General features: G+C 69.7%; 20 protein-coding genes and 1 pseudogene. 10 read left to right on the top strand and 11 right to left on the bottom strand.

The features are described 5' to 3' along the window. Positions 1-4: 4 nt before the first annotated feature. On the bottom strand, positions 5-1,942 hold the full coding sequence (locus Q0Z83_RS09120; protein ID WP_378078620.1) for an ABC transporter ATP-binding protein: 1,938 nt from the start codon (positions 1,940-1,942) through the stop codon (positions 5-7). Positions 1,943-2,052: 110 nt separating this feature from the next. Here Q0Z83_RS09120 and Q0Z83_RS09115 point away from each other — a divergent pair, with 110 nt between their 5' ends. Continuing rightward, positions 2,053-3,066 carry a hypothetical protein gene (locus Q0Z83_RS09115; protein WP_317793388.1) on the top strand — a complete coding sequence of 338 codons (1,014 nt, stop codon included), beginning with the start codon at positions 2,053-2,055 and terminating at the stop codon, positions 3,064-3,066. Here the strand turns inward: Q0Z83_RS09115 and Q0Z83_RS09110 are convergent. Then, the gene (locus Q0Z83_RS09110) at positions 3,047-3,475 is read right to left on the bottom strand and encodes a PPOX class F420-dependent oxidoreductase (protein ID WP_317793387.1); all 429 of its coding nucleotides are present in this window, start codon (positions 3,473-3,475) and stop codon (positions 3,047-3,049) included. The genes Q0Z83_RS09115 and Q0Z83_RS09110 overlap by 20 nt on opposite strands. Before the next feature lie 15 nt (positions 3,476-3,490). Continuing rightward, a complete protein-coding gene (locus Q0Z83_RS09105; RefSeq protein WP_317793386.1) occupies positions 3,491-3,997 on the bottom strand; it encodes a TetR/AcrR family transcriptional regulator in 507 nt (168 codons plus the stop codon). 121 nt (positions 3,998-4,118) lie between these two features. Here Q0Z83_RS09105 and Q0Z83_RS09100 point away from each other — a divergent pair, with 121 nt between their 5' ends. Further along, complete coding sequence (locus tag Q0Z83_RS09100; RefSeq protein WP_317793385.1) at positions 4,119-5,048, top strand: oxidoreductase; 930 nt, start codon at positions 4,119-4,121, stop codon at positions 5,046-5,048. A gap of 158 nt (positions 5,049-5,206) precedes the next feature. Here Q0Z83_RS09100 and Q0Z83_RS09095 read toward each other — a convergent pair whose 3' ends face one another. Further along, positions 5,207-6,271 (bottom strand): flagellar M-ring protein FliF C-terminal domain-containing protein, encoded by a 1,065-nt coding sequence (locus Q0Z83_RS09095; protein ID WP_317793384.1) that lies wholly within the window; start codon positions 6,269-6,271, stop codon positions 5,207-5,209. A gap of 673 nt (positions 6,272-6,944) precedes the next feature. Here Q0Z83_RS09095 and Q0Z83_RS09090 point away from each other — a divergent pair. The 4 genes from Q0Z83_RS09090 (at position 6,945) to Q0Z83_RS09075 (ending at position 10,769) form a co-directional block, all read left to right on the top strand. Beyond that, positions 6,945-7,901, top strand: coding sequence for a pectate lyase family protein (locus Q0Z83_RS09090; RefSeq protein ID WP_317793383.1), 957 nt, complete (start codon positions 6,945-6,947; stop codon positions 7,899-7,901). An 89-nt stretch (positions 7,902-7,990) separates the two neighbouring features. Then, positions 7,991-8,488, top strand: a complete 498-nt coding sequence (locus Q0Z83_RS09085; protein WP_317793382.1) for a GNAT family N-acetyltransferase — start codon at positions 7,991-7,993, stop codon at positions 8,486-8,488. A gap of 126 nt (positions 8,489-8,614) precedes the next feature. Beyond that, a complete protein-coding gene (locus Q0Z83_RS09080) occupies positions 8,615-8,938 on the top strand; it encodes an STAS domain-containing protein (RefSeq protein ID WP_317793381.1) in 324 nt (107 codons plus the stop codon). A gap of 226 nt (positions 8,939-9,164) precedes the next feature. Continuing rightward, positions 9,165-10,769 (top strand): GGDEF domain-containing protein, encoded by a 1,605-nt coding sequence (locus Q0Z83_RS09075; protein ID WP_317793380.1) that lies wholly within the window; start codon positions 9,165-9,167, stop codon positions 10,767-10,769. A 48-nt stretch (positions 10,770-10,817) separates the two neighbouring features. Here the strand turns inward: Q0Z83_RS09075 and Q0Z83_RS09070 are convergent, their stop codons facing one another. From Q0Z83_RS09070 to Q0Z83_RS09055, 4 genes are read right to left on the bottom strand one after another with little or no spacing between them, the layout of a single operon-like run. After that, complete coding sequence (locus Q0Z83_RS09070; RefSeq protein ID WP_317793379.1) at positions 10,818-12,140, bottom strand: NAD-dependent succinate-semialdehyde dehydrogenase; 1,323 nt, start codon at positions 12,138-12,140, stop codon at positions 10,818-10,820. After that, positions 12,137-12,517, bottom strand: coding sequence for a YybH family protein (locus Q0Z83_RS09065; protein ID WP_317793378.1), 381 nt, complete (start codon positions 12,515-12,517; stop codon positions 12,137-12,139). The genes Q0Z83_RS09070 and Q0Z83_RS09065 overlap by 4 nt, the downstream gene beginning before the upstream one ends. Continuing rightward, positions 12,514-13,485, bottom strand: a complete 972-nt coding sequence (gene speB / locus Q0Z83_RS09060) for an agmatinase (RefSeq protein ID WP_317793377.1) — start codon at positions 13,483-13,485, stop codon at positions 12,514-12,516. Before speB ends, Q0Z83_RS09065 begins: the two co-directional genes overlap by 4 nt. Positions 13,486-13,493: 8 nt before the next feature. Further along, positions 13,494-15,026, bottom strand: coding sequence for a purine-cytosine permease family protein (locus Q0Z83_RS09055; protein WP_317793376.1), 1,533 nt, complete (start codon positions 15,024-15,026; stop codon positions 13,494-13,496). A 158-nt stretch (positions 15,027-15,184) separates the two neighbouring features. On the opposite strand from Q0Z83_RS09055, the gene Q0Z83_RS09050 reads away from it, so the two are divergent. The 3 genes from Q0Z83_RS09050 (at position 15,185) to Q0Z83_RS09040 (ending at position 17,770) form a co-directional block, all read left to right on the top strand. Next, on the top strand, positions 15,185-16,357 hold the full coding sequence (locus tag Q0Z83_RS09050; protein WP_317793375.1) for an RNA-guided endonuclease InsQ/TnpB family protein: 1,173 nt from the start codon (positions 15,185-15,187) through the stop codon (positions 16,355-16,357). A 183-nt stretch (positions 16,358-16,540) separates the two neighbouring features. Beyond that, the gene (locus Q0Z83_RS09045; protein ID WP_317793374.1) at positions 16,541-17,191 is read left to right on the top strand and encodes a cyclase family protein; all 651 of its coding nucleotides are present in this window, start codon (positions 16,541-16,543) and stop codon (positions 17,189-17,191) included. Next, positions 17,192-17,770: a helix-turn-helix domain-containing protein gene (locus tag Q0Z83_RS09040; protein ID WP_317793373.1), complete on the top strand. Its 579-nt coding sequence runs from the start codon at positions 17,192-17,194 to the stop codon at positions 17,768-17,770. A 62-nt stretch (positions 17,771-17,832) separates the two neighbouring features. Here the strand turns inward: Q0Z83_RS09040 and Q0Z83_RS09035 are convergent, their stop codons facing one another. The 3 genes and pseudogenes from Q0Z83_RS09035 to Q0Z83_RS55745 form a co-directional block, all read right to left on the bottom strand. Continuing rightward, entirely contained in the window at positions 17,833-18,543 is a 711-nt protein-coding gene (locus Q0Z83_RS09035) for a CPBP family intramembrane glutamic endopeptidase (RefSeq protein WP_317793372.1), read from the bottom strand. Between the two features lie 62 nt (positions 18,544-18,605). Continuing rightward, entirely contained in the window at positions 18,606-19,313 is a 708-nt protein-coding gene (locus Q0Z83_RS09030; RefSeq protein ID WP_317793371.1) for an amidohydrolase family protein, read from the bottom strand. Between the two features lie 163 nt (positions 19,314-19,476). Further along, positions 19,477-19,617, bottom strand: a pseudogene (locus Q0Z83_RS55745) (amidohydrolase family protein); the annotation flags it as partial. Here Q0Z83_RS55745 and Q0Z83_RS09025 point away from each other — a divergent pair. Then, positions 19,588-19,962: a hypothetical protein gene (locus tag Q0Z83_RS09025; RefSeq protein ID WP_317793370.1), complete on the top strand. Its 375-nt coding sequence runs from the start codon at positions 19,588-19,590 to the stop codon at positions 19,960-19,962. The pseudogene Q0Z83_RS55745 and the gene Q0Z83_RS09025 overlap by 30 nt on opposite strands. Positions 19,963-19,970: the final 8 nt, after the last annotated feature.

The following is a 19,970-nucleotide window of genomic DNA, read 5'->3' as shown; positions in this document are numbered from 1 at the left end:
GACCTCACGACGCGGTCTGGTAGCCGGACGCCTGCATGGTGAACAACTGGGCGTAGAGGCCGGCCGCCGCCATCAACTCGTGGTGGGTACCGGACTCGACGAGCGCCCCACGATCCAGGACGAAGATCTGATCGGCGTGGGTGATGTTGGCCAGCCGATGCGTGATCAGGATCGTGGTGCGCTTGCCCTGGCGGTCACGCAGCGCCCGGAACAGCGCCTCCTCGGCCCGCGGGTCCAGCGCCGACGACGGCTCGTCCATGATCAGTAGTGGCGCGTCACGGAGGAAGGCACGGGCCGCGGTGATCCGCTGCCACTGCCCACCGGACAGGTCCTGTCCGTCTTTGAATGTCCGGTCGAGCAGTGTGTCGTACCCATGCGGGAGGTCTTCGATCATCTGATGGGCCGCGGCCCGCAGCGCGGCAGCCTCGATGCGCACCGGATCAGCAGGCGCGTCGACATCACCCATCGCGATGTTGGTCGCCGCACTGAACGGCCACCGATTGTGATCCTGCAGGGCGACCGCGACGTGCGAGAGCAGTCCCGCGCCGTCCCACTCGGGATAGGGCCGCCCGTTCCAGGAAACCGTCCCGGACGTGGGAGCACGCAGCCCGGCGACGATGGCGGCGAGCGTCGACTTGCCCGAACCGTTCTCCCCGACCAGCGCGATCGTCTCCCCGGCACGGATACTCAGCGTCACCTCGTCGAGCGCCGGTTTGTCACGGTCCGGATAGCACAGCGACACGTTGTCGACGGCGAGGACCCGCAGCGCCTCGGGAACCGGCGCGGTCCGCGCCTCCGGCAGGTGAGCGGCGGCCGTCGTCAGGAACCTGATGTACTCGTTGAAGAACTGGCCGCTGGCGTACACCCGGTCGATCTGGAACGTGACCTGCGCCAGCGACCGCTGGGCGGCCTGCACCGCGATCACACACGTCGCGGCGGCCGCGAGCGGGATCCGCCCGTTCAGCAGCAGAGCGCCGAGCAGCACGTACACCCCGGTCAGAGCGATGCCGCCGATCGCCGCACCGACGCTGGTCGTGGTGGTGACCCGCTGCGCGACCCGCAGTTCCGCCGCGATCTGCGCACCCATCACCCGGTCATAGAGACCGAGCAGAAAACCCCTGAGGCCGTACGTCCGGAGTTCCGCCGCCGCATCCCGTTCCGCCATCAGGCGCTGGAGCACCCACTGCCGGCGCCGCCGGGTCGAGCTGGCCAGATAGCTCTGGAATCGGACATGCCCGGCCCGCAGCGCGGCGTACCCGGTCGGCACCGTGGCCACCACCAGCGCCAGCAGCAGCATCGGGTGGACGGTGACCACCGCGACCGTGACGGCGATCAGGCTGACCAGACCGGCGAACAGGTTCATCGTGTTCTGTACCAGTTCGATCGCCGCCTCGGTGCCACGGGTGGCCCGCTCCATCCCCTCGGCGAACGTGTCGTCGTCGAACGCCTTCAGGTCCACCGCCGTGGTGTGCTCGAACAACTCACGCTCCACCAGCAGGTGCACGCGTGGGGTGAGGCCGTTCAACCCGTACCCGGTGAGCATGCCCAACCCACCGCGGACCGCCGCCGCGGCAGCCAGCCAGATCAGCGCCGGCATCGCGGCCCGCACCCGATCGGGTGTCGGACCCCCGGCGAACAGCTCGATGAGGACGCGCTGGGTCGCGATGAGGCCGAAGGCCGCCATCGCACCGGCGCCGGCCGTGGCGACCGTGACCAGCAGCGTGCGCGCCGGGTCGGCCCGCCAGGCCACCCGGACCGCCTTCGCGATCAGGCCCGGTAGCTCGGTGAACAGGCCGAGCATGCCGGATTCGGCACGGGCCCGGACGCCGGTCTCCCACCAGCTCGGGCGTAGTTCGGGCAGGACGGCGTCGGTGCGCGGGGCGGGGATCCGAGTCACCCCTCTACCGGTACCGGACGGCGGGCCGACCCGGCTGCCGGCCATCCCGCCGGGTCCCCCGATCCGGGGGTTGGTCAACCCGGCGGACCTGCTGTGCGACAGCCGGCGCATCGACGCTCGCAACATCGACGGTTGCCGGATCACGAGGGAGTCACATGCTGCTGCTGAGTGCGGCGCTCGGGTTGGTGCTGCTGGTAGCCCTGGTCACGCCCGGACCCGCCAACCGCGCCGGTCGGCGATACCCGTGGGCCGGTTTCGGCGCGCCGTTCGCGGTGCTGGCCGGTTCGCTGGTGATGCCGCTGCCGATCGTGCCGCTGCTGGCCGGCGCGCAGCCGTGGCAGTGGGCGCCGGCGGTGGCCGCGCCGTTCGCCGCGTACGCGATGGCCCGCCGGGTCAGCCCGCCGTGGTGGAAACGCTGGCACGGCTGGCTGGTAGGCCGGGCGGCGCTGCTGTCGTTCCTGGTGGCGGGGGTGGAACTGACGGTGGTCAGCCGGGCCGTGCCGGCGACCGAGCAGGCCGCCCGGATCTGGATCGTGTCGCTGATCGCGACCGCCGGATATCTGGCCTGCTGGCGGGTGGCGGACACCGGGTACTGGCCGGTGCTGCTGATCCGGGACGCGGTGGGCCTGCTGGTCGTCGCGGGGGCGGGCACCTGGTGGCAGCGGCGGTACGACCTGGACGGTCCGGCCACCACGCTGCTGATCGGGGCGGTCGCCGCGGTGGGCGTGTCGTCGCTGCTGGCCGGGCTGTGGCGGCTGGTCCGCTGGCTGCGGCACGGACCGCCGTCGTGGCCGCGACCACCCGGTCTCGCCACCTGGCCACCGCAGCCCGGTCAGGTGTGGAACGCCACGGTCGACCGGGAGGACCGGCCGGTCGTGGTGTGGGAGCTCAAGCGGCACTGCGCCTACGTACTGCCGGTCGATCCGGTCGAGGGGCCGCGCGAGCACATGCGGCTGCCCCTGGCCGAATGGCATCGGGTGCTCAGCGACGACGCCTGGCTGTCGCTGCGGATCACAGCGGTGCCGTACACCGGTTTCCGCAGCGTGCGGGGCCGATGCCCGGATCGGTTCTGGGAGCGGATGGGCCGCCGGACCCTCAGCGGGCCGGACGCTCCGGAGGCGCCCACCCTGCGGTCGGCGGCCGGTTTTCTCAGTCGGCCACGCCGGTGAAGCCGCTGACCTTCTCCAGACGGAGGCGGACCAGCAGCTCGCCCTCGACGGCGTTGCGGGCGCCGTAGCCGTCGGCCAGGTCCGGGCCCATGTATCGCTCGGCGATGCGGGTCGCCCAGACCCGCATGTCGGCCAGGTCGGTGGTGATGGTCACCGGGCCGCGGACCGTCACATAGGCGTACGGCGCGGCCTCCTCGTCGACACACAGTGCGGCCCGGCCGTCGCGCGCCAGCGCTCGGCCCTTCACCGTGTCGGCGCCGGTGTTGAAGACCAGGTCGTCGCCGTCGAGCACGAACCAGATCGGCACGACGTGTGGGGACCCGTCCGCCCGTACCGTCGCGAGTTTTCCGGTCCGCGTGCCGGCCGAGAGGAAGTCGCGGACCTCGGCCGTCGTCATCGCTTTCGCCATGCCTGCATTCTGCCGTCAGCCGGTTCGCAGGCCGGCGCACACCACGTCGATGATCCGGTCGAGGGATTCCCGGTCGGCGGCCGGATGGGCCTGACAACCGACAATCAGCGCTTTCAGGTCGGGATAGACGATATCAGCCCGGACCGCACCGGCCTGCTGAGCGCGTCCGAGTAGCTCCTGAAGCCGGCCACGGACATCGTGACCAGCCTCGGCCCCCGCTTCATCGAGGTCGAGGCCGGCGCCGGCGAGCGCCTCGGCCAACCCTCGATTGTCCGCCCCGGCACGCACCAGCGACGCGAAGAACCTGAAGAACGCCTCACCCGGCGCCCGCTGCTCGGCGAGCTCGTCGGCCTCCGCGGTCAGCCCGGCCATCCGCTCCAGCAGGATCGCCGCGAACAGCGCCTCCTTGGTCGGAAAATGCCTGCTCACGGTCCCCGTCCCGACCCCTGCACGGCGGGCGATCTCATGCACCGGAACGGCCAGCCCTTCGGCGGCGAACACCTCCGCGGCGACCTCCAGCACCCGGGCACGGTTGCGGCGGGCGTCGGCGCGCAGCTCTCTCGGCACTACTGCTCCATTGGTAAACGGGACGGCCATCCCGTATATTCGGTTCACGCTTCTCATCCGGAATGGGAGTGACAGCATGGCACGACGCTGGACCGAAACGGATGTTCCCGACCTGCACGGCCGCATCGCGGTGATCACCGGGGGCAACACCGGCCTCGGTTTCGAGACCGCCCGAGTTCTGGCCACCCGAGGCGCCACCGTGGTCCTGGCCTGCCGAGATCAAACCCGTGCGACATCCGCGGCGGCCCGGCTTCCCGGGCACGCCGAGACCCTGCACCTAGACCTTTCCGACCCCCTTTCGGTACGCCGTGCGGGCACCGAGCTACGCGAGAGGCATCCACGGGTCGACCTGCTCATCAACAACGCCGGAGCTCTGCAGCCTCGGCACGCGCTGACACCTGACGGCTGGGAGCTGACCCTGGCCACGAATCATCTGGGGCCGTTCGCATTCACCGGCCTGATCCTCGACACCCTGCTGCCGGTCGCCGGTTCCCGCATCGTGACCGTCAGCAGCATCGGCCACCGATACGGCTCGGGGGTGATCAACTTCGACGATCTGCACGCCGGCCCGCCCCGAGCCGCCTATTTCCAGTCCAAACTGGCCAATCTGATGTTCACCTACGAGCTGCAGCGCCGCCTCACCGCCGCTGGAGCCCCGACGATCGCGGTGGCGGCCCACCCAGGCAACGCACGCACCGAGTTCGGCCGCGCACTACCCCGCGTGCAGCAGGCGCTGATGAGCCCACGGTTGAGCTTCCTGACATGGTGGTTGATGCAGAGCCCAGCCGTGGGCGCCCTGGCCACCCTACGAGCAGCAACCGACCCGGCCACGTCCGGCGGCGATTTCTACGGCCCACCGGGTCGCCGGCAGTTCACCGGCCATCCAGAGCTGATCGAGCCATCACCGGAGGCCCGTTCCGCGCCGGCCCAGCAGCGCCTGTGGCAAGAGTCCCAACGCCTCACCGGAATCACGTATCCGCTACCCCAGCCCGCATCCGCCCCCTGAGCGTCAACGCAGCCGTCGATCGCCGCGCCGGCGTTTCGGCGCGGCGGCGTTTCGGCGCGGCGGCGTTTCGGCGCGGCGGCGTTTCGGCGCGGCGGCGTTTCGGCGCGGCGGCGTTTCGGCGCGGCGCCCTCGTCCTGGGGGTGGCGCCGCCTGCTCCGCTACGGTCTGCCGTCGGCTCCAGGGGTAGTCCAGCCTCGGAGTACTGCCGCGGCACGGTCCGGGTCCGCACTGGTCAGCTGCTGGATGGTGCGTTGCCGTCCGAGGGTGTCCGGCTTCGAGTCCACGGCTGCGGCGGTGACGGTCACGGCCTCGACGACGATCGGAGCCCGCCTGTTCAGCTGGGCGCGTGCCTGCTGCAGGCGGTCGTTCTCCAGCGACATTTGGGCGCGGTGCCGGCTTCGACGCCGACCGGCCAAGGCCAGAAGCAGGCCCAGGAGAAGCAGCCCGCTCAACCCGCAGGCCGGCAGCGCGTAGCGGCTGAGCAGCGTGCCGCCGTCGGCAGCCGCGGCGGACGTAGTCGGCGCTGCGGTCGTCGGGAATGGCACGGCGGACACGGCCACCACATCGCCGCGGGCAGGGTCGACGCCGGCCGCCGCGCTCACCAGTTTCCGCAGTTGCACCAGGTTGATGTTCTGGCCGGCGGCGGCGTCGACCAGAACGGCGATGTTCAGCTTCTTGACGGACCCGGGGGCGTTGCGACGGGATTCCCGGACCGAGTTCAGCGCATTGGTCCGTTCGGTGCTGCTGCTCTCGTAGCGAGTACCGCCACCACTGGTGTAGACGCGGCTGCTGAGGCGTTCGGTCAACGCGCCGACAGACGGATCCCGGGTGTAGGTCGTGCTGACCGACTCGACCTGGCTGAAGTCCAGTTCGGCGGCAGTGGTGACGACGGCATGCCCGGGGCCGACGAGCGTGTCCAGCATCCGCTGCAGTGAGGTGTCGAGACGGTCCTGGAATGCCGCGGTGGCCGTGTCGTTTCCGGTCACGAGGCGGGGAGCCGACTGCACGGGCGCGACCGCCCGCACAGGGGCGCCCCTGACCGAGACAGCCTGCGCAGAGGCGACCCCGACCGAGACAGCCTGCGCAGAGGCGACCCCGACCGAGACAGCCTGCGCAGAGGCGACCCGGACCGAGGCAGCCTGGGCCGGGGCAGCCACCAGGACGGCCGCGAGAGCTGCGGCCGCGATGCCTCCGAACGCGGCCCGCGCGTGACGGACCGTCATGACGGCCCTTCTCCCCGATCCACCGAACCGGAGACGATCCGGACCGGACATGGCAACCCTTTCGATCGACGGCGTCGTGCCGTGCCGCCGGGGCGACGAGGTGCACGTCTCCACAGCGGCGTTGCAGGAGATCATCGACCGGCCCGACCGAAACTGAACCATTCCGTGACAGGGCCACAACGGCGTGCCGTCCCGCCGGATCCGAAAGTCGGAAACATCGCTCACACCGAAGCCCGGCGCTCCGCCGAACTCGGACATTCACCCCCGCCGGGAACGGGCGCGACCGAGAACGCCGGGGCGAGCGCACCCGACCGGCGACCGCGTTCACCGACCGGAACCCGACACCATCAATCGATCTTGAACGGCGGTACCCACCGGCGGCATCCGGGCATCCAGCACGGACGATGCGAATACACCGTCCAGACGATCAACCGCGCAGGTGGGCGCAGGGAACGACCCGACGAGACTCCGGGGCGGGAACGTTCCCAACACTCATTGACAGAGTTCGATTGCAGCGCTTACCGTCACCCGAGGAAAGCGCTTACCCGCAGCGTACGGCCGGACCCACCGATCCGGCCGCGCGCCGGTCGCCATTCCCCAGGCGAGGGTCGGCGCCGTCCACCCCCATTGCCGCCACCCCGGGCGGCATCCGTCCCCCAACGGAGGATCCCCCATGTCCACACGGAGAACCGTCCTCTCCGCCCTGTCCGCCGGCGTCCTGGCCGCGGGTGGACTCGCCGTCGCCACCCAGGCGCCGGTGTGGGCCGCCGAGTCCAGCCCGGTCGGCTTCGCCAGCATGAACGGCGGAACCAGTGGCGGCTCGTCGTCCACCGTGGTCACCGTGACCACCGCCTCGGCGCTCAAGTCGGCGCTGAGCTCGAGCACGTCGCAGACCGTCCGGGTGTCCGGCCTGATCTCGATCTCCGGCATGTACAGCGTCGCCTCCAACAAGACGGTCATCGGTGTCGGATCCGGTTCCGGCATCACCGGCGGCGGGCTCAACCTGTCCGGCGTACGCAACGTGATCATCCGCAACATGGTGTTCCGCAACGCCAGTGACGACTCGATCAACGTCCAGTCGTCGACCACGAACGTGTGGATCGACCACAACGACCTGGCCAGCGGCTACGACGGCCTGATCGACATCAAGCGCGGCTCGGACTTCATCACCGTCTCGTGGAACCGGCTGCACAACCACGACAAGTCGATGCTGCTCGGCCACAGCGACGACAACGCGTCCGAGGACACCGGGCACCTGCGGGTGACCTACGTGCACAACTGGTTCGAGGGCACCGGACAGCGCCACCCCCGGGTCCGGTTCGCGAACCCGGTGCACGTGCTGAACAACTACTACAGCAACATCGGGTCGTACGGCGTCGCCTCGACCGAGAACGCCGGCGTCTACGTCGAGCGCAACTACTTCGAGAACGTCGCTACCCCGACGGTCACCCAGACCGGTGACTCGGACTCCGGCAACCTGAAGGTCCTCAACAACTACAAGGTCAACTCGGGTACGGAGCAGGTCCGCAACGGCGCCAGCGTCGCGGCGATCCCCTACTCGTACACCCCGGAGGCCAACAGCTCGGTCAAGGCGACCGTCACCGCGGGCGCCGGCACCGGAAAGATCTGACCCCCTCTGCCCCACCCCGGCGGTGCCCGCTCCTGTCGAGCGGGCACCGCCCCTTTTTGGCAGGATCATCCCCGCGGAGGTGGTGAGGGATGACCGGGATCCGACTGGCCGAGATGACCGACGAACACGCCGACCAGGTGCTCGACATCTACCGCCTGGGCATCGGCACGGGCGACGCGACGTTCGAGACCGAGGCGCCGACCTGGGCGAGGTTCCTCGCCGGCAAGCTGCCCGGTCACCGTTTCGTGGCACTCGACGAGTCCGACCGGGTCGCCGGTTGGATCGGCTGCGGACGGGTCTCCGAGCGCGCCGCGTACGCCGGGGTCGTCGAGCACTCCGTCTACGTACACCCGGATGCGGGCGGCCGGGGCATCGGCCGCATCCTGTTGCGGACCTTGATCGACTCCACCGAGGCGGCCGGGATCTGGACGATCCAATCGGGCGTCTTCCCGGAGAACACGCCGAGCCTCGCACTGCACGCGGCATGCGGTTTCCGGGTGATCGGCACCCGGGAGCGGGTCGGCCGTCTGCACGGCCGCTGGCGTGACGTGACCCTGCTGGAGCGCCGGAGTCCGGTCGTCACCTGAAGGCGTGATCCGGAACCTGGGAATTCCCCATGACTGCGGTGAATCGGACGCACCATGGGTCGACGTCGACGGCGGAAGGACCTACCGTGGACGGCCCGGAAACATTCGGGTAACTGGAGGTTCGGCATGACCGCCAGCGCACTCGACGTCACCACCACCTCCGACGGAACCCTCGTCATCCACCTCCGCTGCCTGAGCGCCGACGAGGACGCGACCGAGCTGAGGCGGACCCTGATCCACGCCATCCGGCACATCCGCCCCTCGTTTCTGGTGCTGGATCTGGCCGACGTCCGCGAGTTGGACCCGATCAACCTGGGCGCCCTGGCCGCGGCCTGCAACCTCGGCGACGACCATCAGGTGACCGTCTTCGTCGACCACATCTCGGCGCCGACGGCGATGCGCCTGACCGCGGCGGGAGTACCCACCCACCGCATCCGCCACATCCTCTGACCGGCTGGTCCGCAGAACTGCCCGGGCCCTCGGGAGAACAGCACGGGGAACCAGCCGTAGAGGTTGACGGCGACCGGCAATATTCTTTGCTGATCGGTGAACGGTTCGCGGGCAAGTCCGCTCAGATCGCCCCGGGCCGGGCCGACGGAAAGGAAACGTCACAGCCTCGGGGAGTTCGTATGCCGCAGTCGTGGAACCCATGTCGCGACGGCGGCCGGGACGAATCATGACCCGTGCCCTACCGGCCGCGGCACCGGGCCAGGCCGACCTTCTCCAGCAGGCCCTCGTCCACTTCGATCAATCCGAGCCGCTCTCGGCACGGGAGCTCGCGACGACCGTGGCCGAGGGGGACGACGACGCGTTGCGGGCGCAGGCGCTGGCCCTGCTGGTCCGGTGCCATCTGGTGCTCGACGAGCACGTCGAGGTGCTGGCGCTGGCCCGGGACGCGCTCGACCTGTGCTGGCGGATCGGTGACCGGGCCAGTGAGGCCATCGTGCACGCCACCGTCGCCCGGAGTCTGCTGTTCACCTGTGACCCGGTGAGTGCGATGGAAGAGATCATGACGGCGATCGAGGTGGCCGAGGCCAGCGGCGACCTGACCGCCCGGATGCTGTCCACCGGCACCGCCGGGACGATCTACTACTACCTGGAGCAGTACCACCACTGCATCGAGTTCTGTGAGCGGGCCGCGGAGATGGCCCGGATCCTCGGCGACGAGATCACCAACGGCGCCATGATCGACACCATGGCCTGCGCCAACATGTGTCTGGCCGAGGAGGCCCGCGCCGAAGGGGACGAGGATCGTGCGCAGGCGATCAGTGGGATAGCGCAGGACCAGTCGCGGGAGGCCATCACGATCGCCCGCCGCCGGGGACATCGCCGGCACGAGGTGATCGCGCTGGGCAATCTCGCCGAGAGCCTGTCCTTCTCCGGCCGCACCGACGAAGCCCTGGAACTGCTCAGCGGCTGGCAGCTCGACCCGGCCCGGGAGTCGCAGTCGATCATCACGCACCTGCTCGACACGCACGGCAGTGTCTGCCTGGCCAGCGGCCGGTACGACGAGGCGATCGGCCACCTGCGCGCGGCGATGGCGGCGGCGGAGAGCAAGAACAGCAAGATGGTGTCGGCCGAGCACCTGGCCGACGCCTACGAACGCAACGGCGATCTGCGCGGGGCGCTGGACACGTACAAACTCTTCCACGCGCTGTCCAAGGAGGTGGCGTCCGAGGCGGCCAAACGCAGCGGGAGCATCGCCGTGGTGCGGATGGAGACGGCGCAGGCCAAGGCCGCGGCCGAGGAGGAACGCGCCCGGGTCACCGCGTTGCAGCACGCCAATCAGGAGCTGCTGCGGCAGAGCCTGGAGGATCCGCTGACCGGGCTGGCCAACCGCCGGCACCTGGACGAGGTGATGGCCGCCGGGCTCGCCGGCCACGCGATCATTCTGGTCGACGTCGATCACTTCAAGCGGGTCAACGACGAGTACTCGCACCTGGTCGGCGACCGGGTGCTGCGGCTGCTCGCCGGTCTGCTGCGGTCCGCCTGCCGGGCCGAGGACACCGTGGTGCGGTTCGGCGGCGAGGAGTTCGCGGTGCTGCTGTCCGGTTCTGATCTGGCCAACGCGATGGCCACGGCGGAACGGCTGCGCTCGGAGGTGGCCGCCCACTTCTGGGGCGAGGTGGTGCCCGACCTGACGGTCACGGTGAGTATCGGCCTGGCTCTGGGTGACGAGTCGATCGACCCGGCTGTCGTGCTCGGGCACGCCGACGAGCGTCTTTACGCCGCCAAGCGGGCCGGCCGCAACCGGGTGCACGGCCCCACCGAAACGCCGTAGTGAGAAGCGGCGCGCAGCCCCAGGGGGCCGGGCTGCGCGCCACCGGACTCAGGCGACGGTGCGGATCAGCTTGCGGTTGAGGAACTCCTCGATGCCGTACCGTCCGAGCTCCCGGCCGAAACCGGACCGCTTGACGCCGCCGAACGGCAACTCGGGCCCCTCGGCCCCGACCCCGTTGATGAAGACCATGCCGGTGTCGAGGCGGTCGGCGACGCGGCGGGCCTGCGCGGGGTCACCGGTGAAGACATAGGATCCGAGGCCGTACGGGCTGTCGTTCGCGATCTCCACGGCATGATCCTCGTCGCGCGCCCGGATCACGACGGCGACCGGCCCGAACAGCTCCTCGTGGAAGCTCTCGAGCCCGGTCAGCACACCCGGCGGGTACCAGGCGCCGTTGCGCTCACCGGCCGTGGCGAGGCTGGCGCCGCCCGCGACCGCATCGGCGACCTGCTCTTCCAGCCGGACGGCGGCGGCCGCCGAGGACAACGGAGCGGCCGGGGTTGCCAGCACCGCCGCGGTGAACCGCTCGACGAATTCGTCATACAGGTCCTGGTGGACGATGAACCGCTTGCCGGCGTTGCAGGCCTGCCCGTTGTTGTCGACCCGGGCGGTGACCGCGGCCGCCACCGTGGCGTCCAGGTCGTCGGCGCCGAGGACGATGAACGGGTCGGACCCGCCGAGCTCGAGGACGACCTTCTTCAGGTGGCGGCCGGCGATCTCGGCGACCGCGGCGCCGGCCCGCTCCGAGCCGGTGAGCGAGACGCCCCGCACCCGCGGGTCGGCGATGACCTGCTCGATCTGCTCGTTGGTGGCGTAGATGTTGACGTAGGCGCCGTCCGGGAACCCGGCGTCGGCGAAGATCTTCGCGAGCAGGGCCGCCGACGACGGGCACTGCGGGGCGTGCTTGAGGACGACCGTGTTGCCGGCGACCAGGTTGGGGCCGGCGAATCGGGCGACCTGGTAGGCCGGGTAGTTCCACGGCATGATCCCGAGGATCACACCGACCGGCCGCCGCTGGATCACCGCCGACCCGTCGCCGTCGAGCAGCTTGATCTCCTCGTCGGCCAGGAACCCGGCGGCGTTGTCGGCGTAGAACTGGTAGATCGACGCGCTGAAGTCGACCTCACCGAGCGCGTCCTCGAAGGGTTTGCCCATCTCCTGCTGGATGGTGCGGGCCAGCTCGTCGCGGCGCTCGGTGTGCAGCTCGGCGACCCGGGCGATCAGGGCGGCCCGTTCGGCGACGGACAGCGACGACGTGCGGTACGAGTCGTGCGCGAGACCGACGGCGGCGGCCACGTCGGCGTCGGTGGCTGTGGGGTAGGTGGTGACGACCGCGCCGGTGGCGGGATCGACGACTTGGTAGAGGCTCACTCGGGGGCTCCGCTCAGGTGCTCGTGGACGGCCAGCCACTGTCCGTCACGCTTGTGGAAGACGATGGTCTCCCGTTCGTCGAGGGTCTGCTCGGCGCCGTCGAGACGGACGACCGTGCGGACCCGGTGGGTGAAGATCGCGACATCCTCCCCCACAGGCTGCACGTGCTGGTCCGTGGACTCGCAGGAGAGCACCCGGAAACCATCGCGCTCCCATCCGTACCACAGCTGCTCATAATCGGACAGCGACCGGACGGGCTGCGCGGTGGTGTGGAAGACGAACGTCGCGTCGGCGGCGAAGCCGCGGAAGTAGCCGACGGTGTCGTGGGCGCCGAACGCCGCGACGATGCGGGCGGCCGCTTCGAGGACCTGGGTCATGAGTCTTTCCGGGGAGCGAGGGCGGACAGGATCTCGTAGACGGTGTGAGCCGCGGCGATGCCGGTGATCTCGGCGTGGTCGTAGGCGGGAGCGACCTCGACCACGTCAGCGCCGACCAGGTTGAGGTCGGCGAATCCGCGCAGCGTGGCGAGCAGCTCACGGCTGGTCATACCGCCTGCTTCGGGCGTGCCGGTGCCCGGCGCGAAGGCCGGGTCGAGCACGTCGATGTCGATGGAGAGGTAGACCGGCCGGTCACCGACCCGGTCGCGGATGCGCTCGACGATGCCGCGCGCGCCCAGGTCGTCGATCTCCACGCTGGGCACCACGTGAAAGCCCAGCTCGCGGTCGTCGTGCAGGTCACGGCTGGAGTAGAGCGGGCCGCGGGTGCCGACGTGCAGGCAGCCGGACGTGTCGATCAGGCCCTCCTCGGACGCCCGCCGGAACGGAGTGCCGTGGGTGTGTGACGCCCCGAAGTAGGTGTCCCAGGTGTCCAGGTGGGCGTCGAAGTGGACGACCGCGACCGGTCCGTGTTTCGCCGCGACCGCCCGGAGCAGCGGCAACGCGATGGTGTGGTCGCCGCCGAGGGAGACCAGGCGACCGGCCCGTTCCAGCATCGCCCGAGCCCCGGCCTCGACCTGCGTGATCGCCTCGTCGAGGGAGAAGGGGTTGACCGCCAGGTCGCCGGCGTCGACGACCTGCTGGCTCGCGAACGGCGACACGTCGGCGGCCGGGTTGTAGGGCCGCAGCAACCGTGATGATTCCCGGACATGGGTGGGGCCGAACCGGGCACCCGGACGGTACGAGACACCGGCGTCGAACGGGACACCGATGATCGCCACGTCGACGTCGGAGACCTCGTCGATACGGGGCAGCCGGGCGAACGTGGCCGGGCCGGCGAACCGGGGGACGACGGTCGCGTCGACCTGACCGACGCGACCGTCCTGGACGATACGGGGAACGGAGGACATGGACTTCCTTACTCGGTGGCGCCGGTGCGCGCCTTGACGCGGTGCTCGGAGGCGGCGTGGTCGTCGACGATCGCCGGCATCTCGGCCTCGGCGGCCGGGACACCGCGCGGCCCGTCCGGACCGAAGACGTAGCGGGGCTCGGGGAACAGATGGATCAGTGCGAGGTACAGGACGGCGGCGGTGCCGATGGAGACCGGGAGGCTGATGTCGATGCCGCCCGCGACGTTGCGGAACGGGCCCTCGATCAGCGGTGGGTAGTTGGCGAACAGCAGGCCGAGGATCGCGGCCGGGATCCAGGCGGCCATGCCGCGCCAGTTGACGCCGTTGCCGAACCAGTAGGCGCCGCCGATCCGGCCCTGGTTGAACACCTGCAGGTCGGCCTCGCGGTAGTGGCCGCGCCGGACGACATACCCGATCGTCATGATGATCATCCACGGGGTGGTGCAGATGACGATAGCGCCGACGAACGCGTTCACACTGGCCAGCAGGTCGAAGGCGAGCCGCCCGACGAGGATGAAGACGAAGGCCAGGCCGCCGATGACCAGCGACGCCTGCACCCGGTTGAGCCGCGGGAAGACCGACGAGAAGTCCAGGCCGGTGCCGTAGAGCGAGGTGATGCCGGTGGACAGGCCGCCGAGGAACGCCACCACGATCAGCAGCAACGCATACCACGCCGGGGAGACGTTGATCAGGGCGACGATGTAGTCGGCCTCGCCGGCGACCAGGGTCGCGGTGAAGACGCCGAACAGGAACGGCACGAGCGTGGCGAGCTGAGCGCCGAAGGTGGCCGCGAGCAGGCGGGACGGCTTGGTGGCGGCCGGGATGTAGCGGGACCAGTCACCGAGGAACGCGCCGAACGAGATCGGGTTGCCCATCACGATCAGGGCGGAGAGCACGAACGTCGGCCAGAACGAACCCAGTGCGTACGCCTCCGGGCCCGGGTTGTAGCCGAAATCGAGCGTTCCACTGTACGCCAGAACGCCGAGGAGTATCAGGGCCGTGTTGCCGTAGACGACGATTTTGTTGACCAGCAGCATGAACGCGTAGCCGTAGATCACGACGACGATGACGATCGCGCCGAGGATCGCGTAGACCACTCCGCGCAGCAGGTCGGAGTCGTCCACGCCGGCCAGCCGGACCAGTGCGCCCACCACCGCGTCGCCGCTGACCCACACCGAGATCGAGTAGAAGGCGATCGCGGTGAGCAGGGACAGGAACGAGCCGACGATCCGGCCGCGGACCCCGAAGTGTGCGCCTGAGGCGACCGCGTTGTTGGTGCCGGTGAGCGGCCCGAACAGGCCCATCGGGGCGAGGAAGACCGATCCGACCAGGACACCGAGGACGGTCGCGGCGACCGCCTGCCAGAGGGAGAGACCGAGGAGTACGGGAAAGGTGCCCAGGATGACGGTGGCGAACGTGTTCGCCCCGCCGAACTGGATGCGGAAGAGGTCGAGGGGACGGGAGTGCCGGTGTGCCGCCGGAATGGTGTCGATGCCGTGCTGCTCGACCTCGGTGACCCTGGGTCGCTGTATGTCTGTCATCGGATTCCTTCCGGGGATACTCCGGCCTTCAGGCCGGGGAGGAAACGGAATGTCCTGCGTAGCAGGGCAGGGGTAGCCGATTCGCCGTCCCGGCGGATCGGCGTCAGGACGACTGCCCCTCTGCCGAGGCACTCGTACGGGTGTTCTATCCTTTGTGGATGGCCGAGGGGGTGGAGCGCGGTTACCGCTACCGCTTCTACCCCACCCCGGCCCAGGCGCAGTTGTTGACGAAGACGTTCGGGTGTGTGCGGCTGGTCTACAACCTGGGGTTGGAGGCCCGCCAGGACGCCTGGCAGTCCCGGCAGGAGACGCTCGGTTACGGTGCGACGTCGGCTTTGCTGACCGGCTGGAAGAAGACGCCGGAGTTCGCGTTTTTGAATGAGGTGTCGTGTGTGCCGTTGCAGCAGACACTGCGGCACCTCGATACCGCCTACACAAAGTTCTTCGCCGGCCAGACGAGGTTTCCGCGGTTCAAATCGAAGAAGCGGTCGCGAAGGTCGGCGGAGTTCACCAGCAGTGCCTTCACGTTTCGTGACGGTGAGTTGCGGCTGGCGAAGCTGATGGACACCCCGTTGGCGGTGGTGTGGTCGCGGCCCCTGCCCGCCGGTGTGGCGCCGAAGACGGTGACGGTGTCGCAGGACCGTGCCGGCCGCTGGTTCGAGTCGTTGCGGGTCGAGGTGCCCTCCGCCATCGCCCCGGCCGCTACCGGCAGGGTCGGGATCGACGCCGGAATCAACCGGCTGTTGACCCTGTCCACTGGTGAGCCGGTGGACAATCCACGTCACGAGCGGCGGGAGCGGGCCGCTCTGGTGCGGGCGCAGCGGGAGTTGGCGCGTAAGGAGAAGGGTTCCCGTAACAGGGAGAAGGCGCGGTTGAGGGTGGCGCGGGTGCATGCCCGCATCGCTGACCGGCGCCGGGATGTGTGGCATCAGGTGACGACTCGGCTCGTGCGCGAAAATCAAGTGCTCGTGATCGAGGACCTCGCGGTGTCCAACATGCTCCGCAACCACACGCTGGCGCGGGCGATCAGCGACGCGTCCTGGCGTATGTTCCGCACCCTGCTGGAATACAAGGCCGCCGAGTACGGGCGGACGCTGATCGCGGTGCCGCGTTGGTATCCGTCGACCCGGTTGTGTTCGGTGTGCGGGGTGCGGGCGGACAAGATGGCGTTGTCGGTGCGGGCATGGACCTGTACCGGCTGCGGGACCGGGCATGATCGGGACGTGAATGCGGCCCGCAACATTTTGGCCGCCGGGCAGGCGGTGACGGCCTGTGTAGCTGATGTCAGACCTCAACGGGGAACCACCTCCCGGGCGGGCAGCCGGCGATGAAACAGGAACGACTCTGGGGCGACCCAGTGGAATCCCCGCCCCTTCAGGACGGGGAGATGTCAAGGCGGTTGTCCTTCGCTGAGGAACGCTGTTGCGGGGAGAGTAGGCGTAAGTTTCATCCCACGCAACGGCTGTTGCATGGAGGGCTACTCGGTTTGCCATCCTGTTAACGAAGGGAAAAACATGCGCGTCCGCCGCATCGTCGATCTGTCCGTGCCGGTCGGCGCCGGAACACAGATATATCCGGGCGATCCTGAACCGCGGCTGAACGTGCATGCCACCGTGCCGACCGACGGTTTCAACCTGCTGCGCATCGAGATGGGTTCGCAGACCGGCACCCACGTGGACGCGCCGTACCACTTCCGGGATGACGCGCCCCGCCTGCACGAACTCGACCTGGGCCTGTTCACCGGGCCGGGCGTGGTCCTCGACGTGCGCGGCCTGGCGCCCCGCACCCCGATCACCTGGGACCTGATCGACCCGGCCGGTCTCGGACCCGGCGTGATCGCGCTGATCTGCACCGGATGGTCACGGTTCTACGGCACCGAGGCGTACTTCGATCACCCGTACCTCGACGCCGACGCCTGCCGGAACATGCTCGACCTGGGTGTCCGCACGTTCTGTGTGGACGCCGTCAACATCGACGAGACACCTTCGGAGATCGGCTACCCGGTGCACCACCTGATCGCGAAGGCGGGCGGCGTGATCGGCGAGAACTTCCGCAACCTGGAACTGATCGACTTCCCCGACCCCCTGGTGTCCTGTCTGCCGATCGCCTTGGAGAATGCAGACGGGGCGCCGGTACGGGCGGTCGCGTGCGAGTTGGAGGACTGAATGGCTGGCCAGGTCCGGCGGGTGGCCCAGCCACCGGCCTCCGGCGCGGCGATCGGCGGCCGGCTGCGCGCCGCCCGGCAGACACGCGGTCTCACCCTGCAGCAGGTCGCCGACGCCACCACCCTGAACAAGGGTTTCATCAGTCGGCTGGAGCGCGACGAGGTGTCGCCGTCGGTGGCGTCGCTCGTCTCGATCTGCGAGGTGCTCGGCATCCGGGTCGGCGAGCTGTTCGAGCCGCCCGCGACGTCACTGGTCCGCGCCGGCGAGGGCCGCCCGATCAACTTCGGCGGCACCGACGTCCGCGAGCTGCTGCTCACCCCCGGCACGCAGAGCCAGCTGCAGGTCATCCACTCGACGATCGCGCCCGGCGGCAACGGTGGCGAGGAGCTGTACACGCTCGACTGCGAGGTCGAGTTCGTCTACGTGATCAGCGGCAGCCTGGAGATCCGGCTCTCCGCGGAGACCGTCCTGCTGAGCAGCGGTGACGCCTTCACCTTCCCCGGCCGCGAGCCGCACACCTGGGTGAACGCCACCTCCGGCGCCACCGAGGTGGTCTGGGTCCTCGCCCCCGCGCCGTAACCGGTCCGGCCGGCCGTGAGTGCTGTCCCGCGACGCCCGCGCCGGCACTCACGACCAGCCGGCTAGGTGAGGCGGGCGGCGGCCAGGCCGGCGGTGATCAGCAGGCCCAGGCCGTTCGTCGCCCAATGCAGGGCCGCCGCGGCCAGCAGACTGCCGCTGCGACGGCGCAGCTCGCACAGCAGCAGACCGGCCAGTGCGGTGAACCCGACCGCCCCCGCGACGGCCAGCACCTGGCCGGTCAGCCCGGTGCCGAGGACGCTACTGACCGCGCCGTTCGCGCTGTTCAGACGCAGGGACGGCAGAATGTGCCACAGACCGAACAGCGCCGACGACGTGATGCTCGCCCAGACCGCGCCGCGATGCCGGTTGACCAGGCCCATCAGCACTCCCCGGAAGGCGACCTCCTCCAGCAGGACGGTGCCGAGCGGCACCACCACGAACGCGGTCAGCAGCGCGGCACTCAGATGCAGGTGGTAACGCACGTCCTGGAAGGCGGGCCGGGTGAACGGGATCGCCGCGCCGACGGCGTAGACGACGGCGACCACCGCGATGGCGCCGAGGGCATATTTCAAACCCGGCACCAGGGTACGGCGGGACAGCCCCAACTCGTGCCAGGTGAGGCCGGTGCGGCGGGCGAACAGGACCAGTCCCAGCGCGACCAGCGGACCGGCGATCAGGCCGGTGCCGTGCGGGCCGTACTTGTTGGCGACGTTGACCGTGACGAGCACGGCCACGACGGCGCCGAGAACGAGAAGGGAACGGGGACGGGTCACGAGGACAAGACGGTACCCGGGAACCGCGCCACAATCCGGGTAAACGTCACGGCGTGTGAACTTCAACTCGTCACGGAGAGAATCCGGCGAGTGGCACGGCGGAGTTCGGGCAGGTCGAGGACGGTCAGGCGACCATCGTGTTTCACCACCCGGCCGTCGACGATCACGGTGTGCACATCCGGCACACCCAGACAGGTGACCACCGCACCGGTGACGTCGGTGTCACCCGGCAGGGGGGCGAGCCCGTCGAGCAGGATCAGATCGGCACGGCGACCGGTTTCGATCAGGCCGATCTCGCCGCCCAAGCCGATCGCGCGGGCGCTGTCGATGGTGGCGGCGGCCAGCACGTCGGCGGCCGGATGCATGGTTCCGGAGTCCATGCGGTGCTGACGGAGGGTGTCGCGCATCGGCTCGAACAGGTCGGGCGGGGCGTTGACCACGACGTCGGTGCCCAGCCCGGCTCGGCCACCGGCGGCGCGCAGAGTGGACCACGGTGACCGGCCGTGACCCATGGTCGCCTCGACGATCGGCGTGACGGTGACCCCGGTGCCGGTGTCGGCCAGCAGTTTCGCCTCGTCGGAGGTCATCCCGTTGACGTGGACGAGGTTCAGGTGCGGGCCGAGCAGGCCGGCTCCGTCCAGCGCCGCCACCTGGCCACCACCGGCGTGCATGGTGGCGAGCACCCCGCTCTCTCTGGCGGACGCGATCTCTCGCCTCGCGTCGTCCGGGGTGCCGATGGCCGTACAGAAAATGGCTTTTGCTTGGGTCACGCGCCCTCGTGTGGCGGCCGGGTGATCGTGACCGACGACGGCGCGGATGCCGGCGGCGCCGTAGGCGTCGAGGACCGCTTCGGCGTGCGACGGTGACCTGATACACGTTGTTGAAGTCGAGGACCGTGGTGATGCCCGCGTCGAGGGCCTCGGCCGCGCCGAGCAGGGTGGCGAGGCGCGCCTGCTCGGGGTCGAGGCGCCGGGCCAGCACCTGGTCGAAGTAGGCGGGCAGGGTCATGTCCGGGCCGAGGCCGCGCAACGGAGCCTGCCAGACATGCCGGTGACCGTCGACGAGGCCGGGCACCGCGACGAGCCCGGTCGCGTCGATCACGCGCCCGGGCGCGCCGTGAGCGTGACCCGATCCGCCATGAGCGTGACCGGACCCGTCGTGAGCCTGACCGGACCCGCCGTGAGCGTGGCCCGACCCGCCATGAGTGCGATCGGGTCCGAATCGAGCGCGATCGGGTCCGAAATGCGCCTCGACGAACCGGCCGCCGTCGATGCCGATGTCCGCGTGGCCGCCGGTGAGCAACCGGGCGTTGCGAATCAGAAGATCCACTTTGCCTCCCTAGAAAGCTTTTTCAAAAGCTATTACAGAAGCTTTCATAAATGCAAGCCGGATCGTCCGGCGACCGACGGGCGCACGTAGGATTGCTC

The sequence above is a fragment of the Actinoplanes sichuanensis genome, assembly GCF_033097365.1.
Classification (GTDB): Bacteria; Actinomycetota; Actinomycetes; order Mycobacteriales; family Micromonosporaceae; genus Actinoplanes; species Actinoplanes sichuanensis.
This window is presented reverse-complemented; position numbering and strand designations above follow the sequence as displayed.

Coding starts and splice junctions, on each gene's coding strand:
- Q0Z83_RS09120 (WP_378078620.1), bottom strand. CDS start 1,942: ATGGCCGGCAGCCGGGTCGGCCCGCCGTCCGGTACCGGTAGAGGGGTG.
- Q0Z83_RS09115 (WP_317793388.1), top strand. CDS start 2,053: ATGCTGCTGCTGAGTGCGGCGCTCGGGTTGGTGCTGCTGGTAGCCCTG.
- Q0Z83_RS09110 (WP_317793387.1), bottom strand. CDS start 3,475: ATGGCGAAAGCGATGACGACGGCCGAGGTCCGCGACTTCCTCTCGGCC.
- Q0Z83_RS09100 (WP_317793385.1), top strand. CDS start 4,119: ATGGCACGACGCTGGACCGAAACGGATGTTCCCGACCTGCACGGCCGC.
- Q0Z83_RS09095 (WP_317793384.1), bottom strand. CDS start 6,271: ATGACGGTCCGTCACGCGCGGGCCGCGTTCGGAGGCATCGCGGCCGCA.
- Q0Z83_RS09090 (WP_317793383.1), top strand. CDS start 6,945: ATGTCCACACGGAGAACCGTCCTCTCCGCCCTGTCCGCCGGCGTCCTG.
- Q0Z83_RS09085 (WP_317793382.1), top strand. CDS start 7,991: ATGACCGGGATCCGACTGGCCGAGATGACCGACGAACACGCCGACCAG.
- Q0Z83_RS09080 (WP_317793381.1), top strand. CDS start 8,615: ATGACCGCCAGCGCACTCGACGTCACCACCACCTCCGACGGAACCCTC.
- Q0Z83_RS09075 (WP_317793380.1), top strand. CDS start 9,165: ATGACCCGTGCCCTACCGGCCGCGGCACCGGGCCAGGCCGACCTTCTC.
- Q0Z83_RS09065 (WP_317793378.1), bottom strand. CDS start 12,517: ATGACCCAGGTCCTCGAAGCGGCCGCCCGCATCGTCGCGGCGTTCGGC.
- speB (WP_317793377.1), bottom strand. CDS start 13,485: ATGTCCTCCGTTCCCCGTATCGTCCAGGACGGTCGCGTCGGTCAGGTC.
- Q0Z83_RS09055 (WP_317793376.1), bottom strand. CDS start 15,026: ATGACAGACATACAGCGACCCAGGGTCACCGAGGTCGAGCAGCACGGC.
- Q0Z83_RS09050 (WP_317793375.1), top strand. CDS start 15,185: ATGGCCGAGGGGGTGGAGCGCGGTTACCGCTACCGCTTCTACCCCACC.
- Q0Z83_RS09045 (WP_317793374.1), top strand. CDS start 16,541: ATGCGCGTCCGCCGCATCGTCGATCTGTCCGTGCCGGTCGGCGCCGGA.
- Q0Z83_RS09040 (WP_317793373.1), top strand. CDS start 17,192: ATGGCTGGCCAGGTCCGGCGGGTGGCCCAGCCACCGGCCTCCGGCGCG.
- Q0Z83_RS09025 (WP_317793370.1), top strand. CDS start 19,588: ATGCCGGTGACCGTCGACGAGGCCGGGCACCGCGACGAGCCCGGTCGC.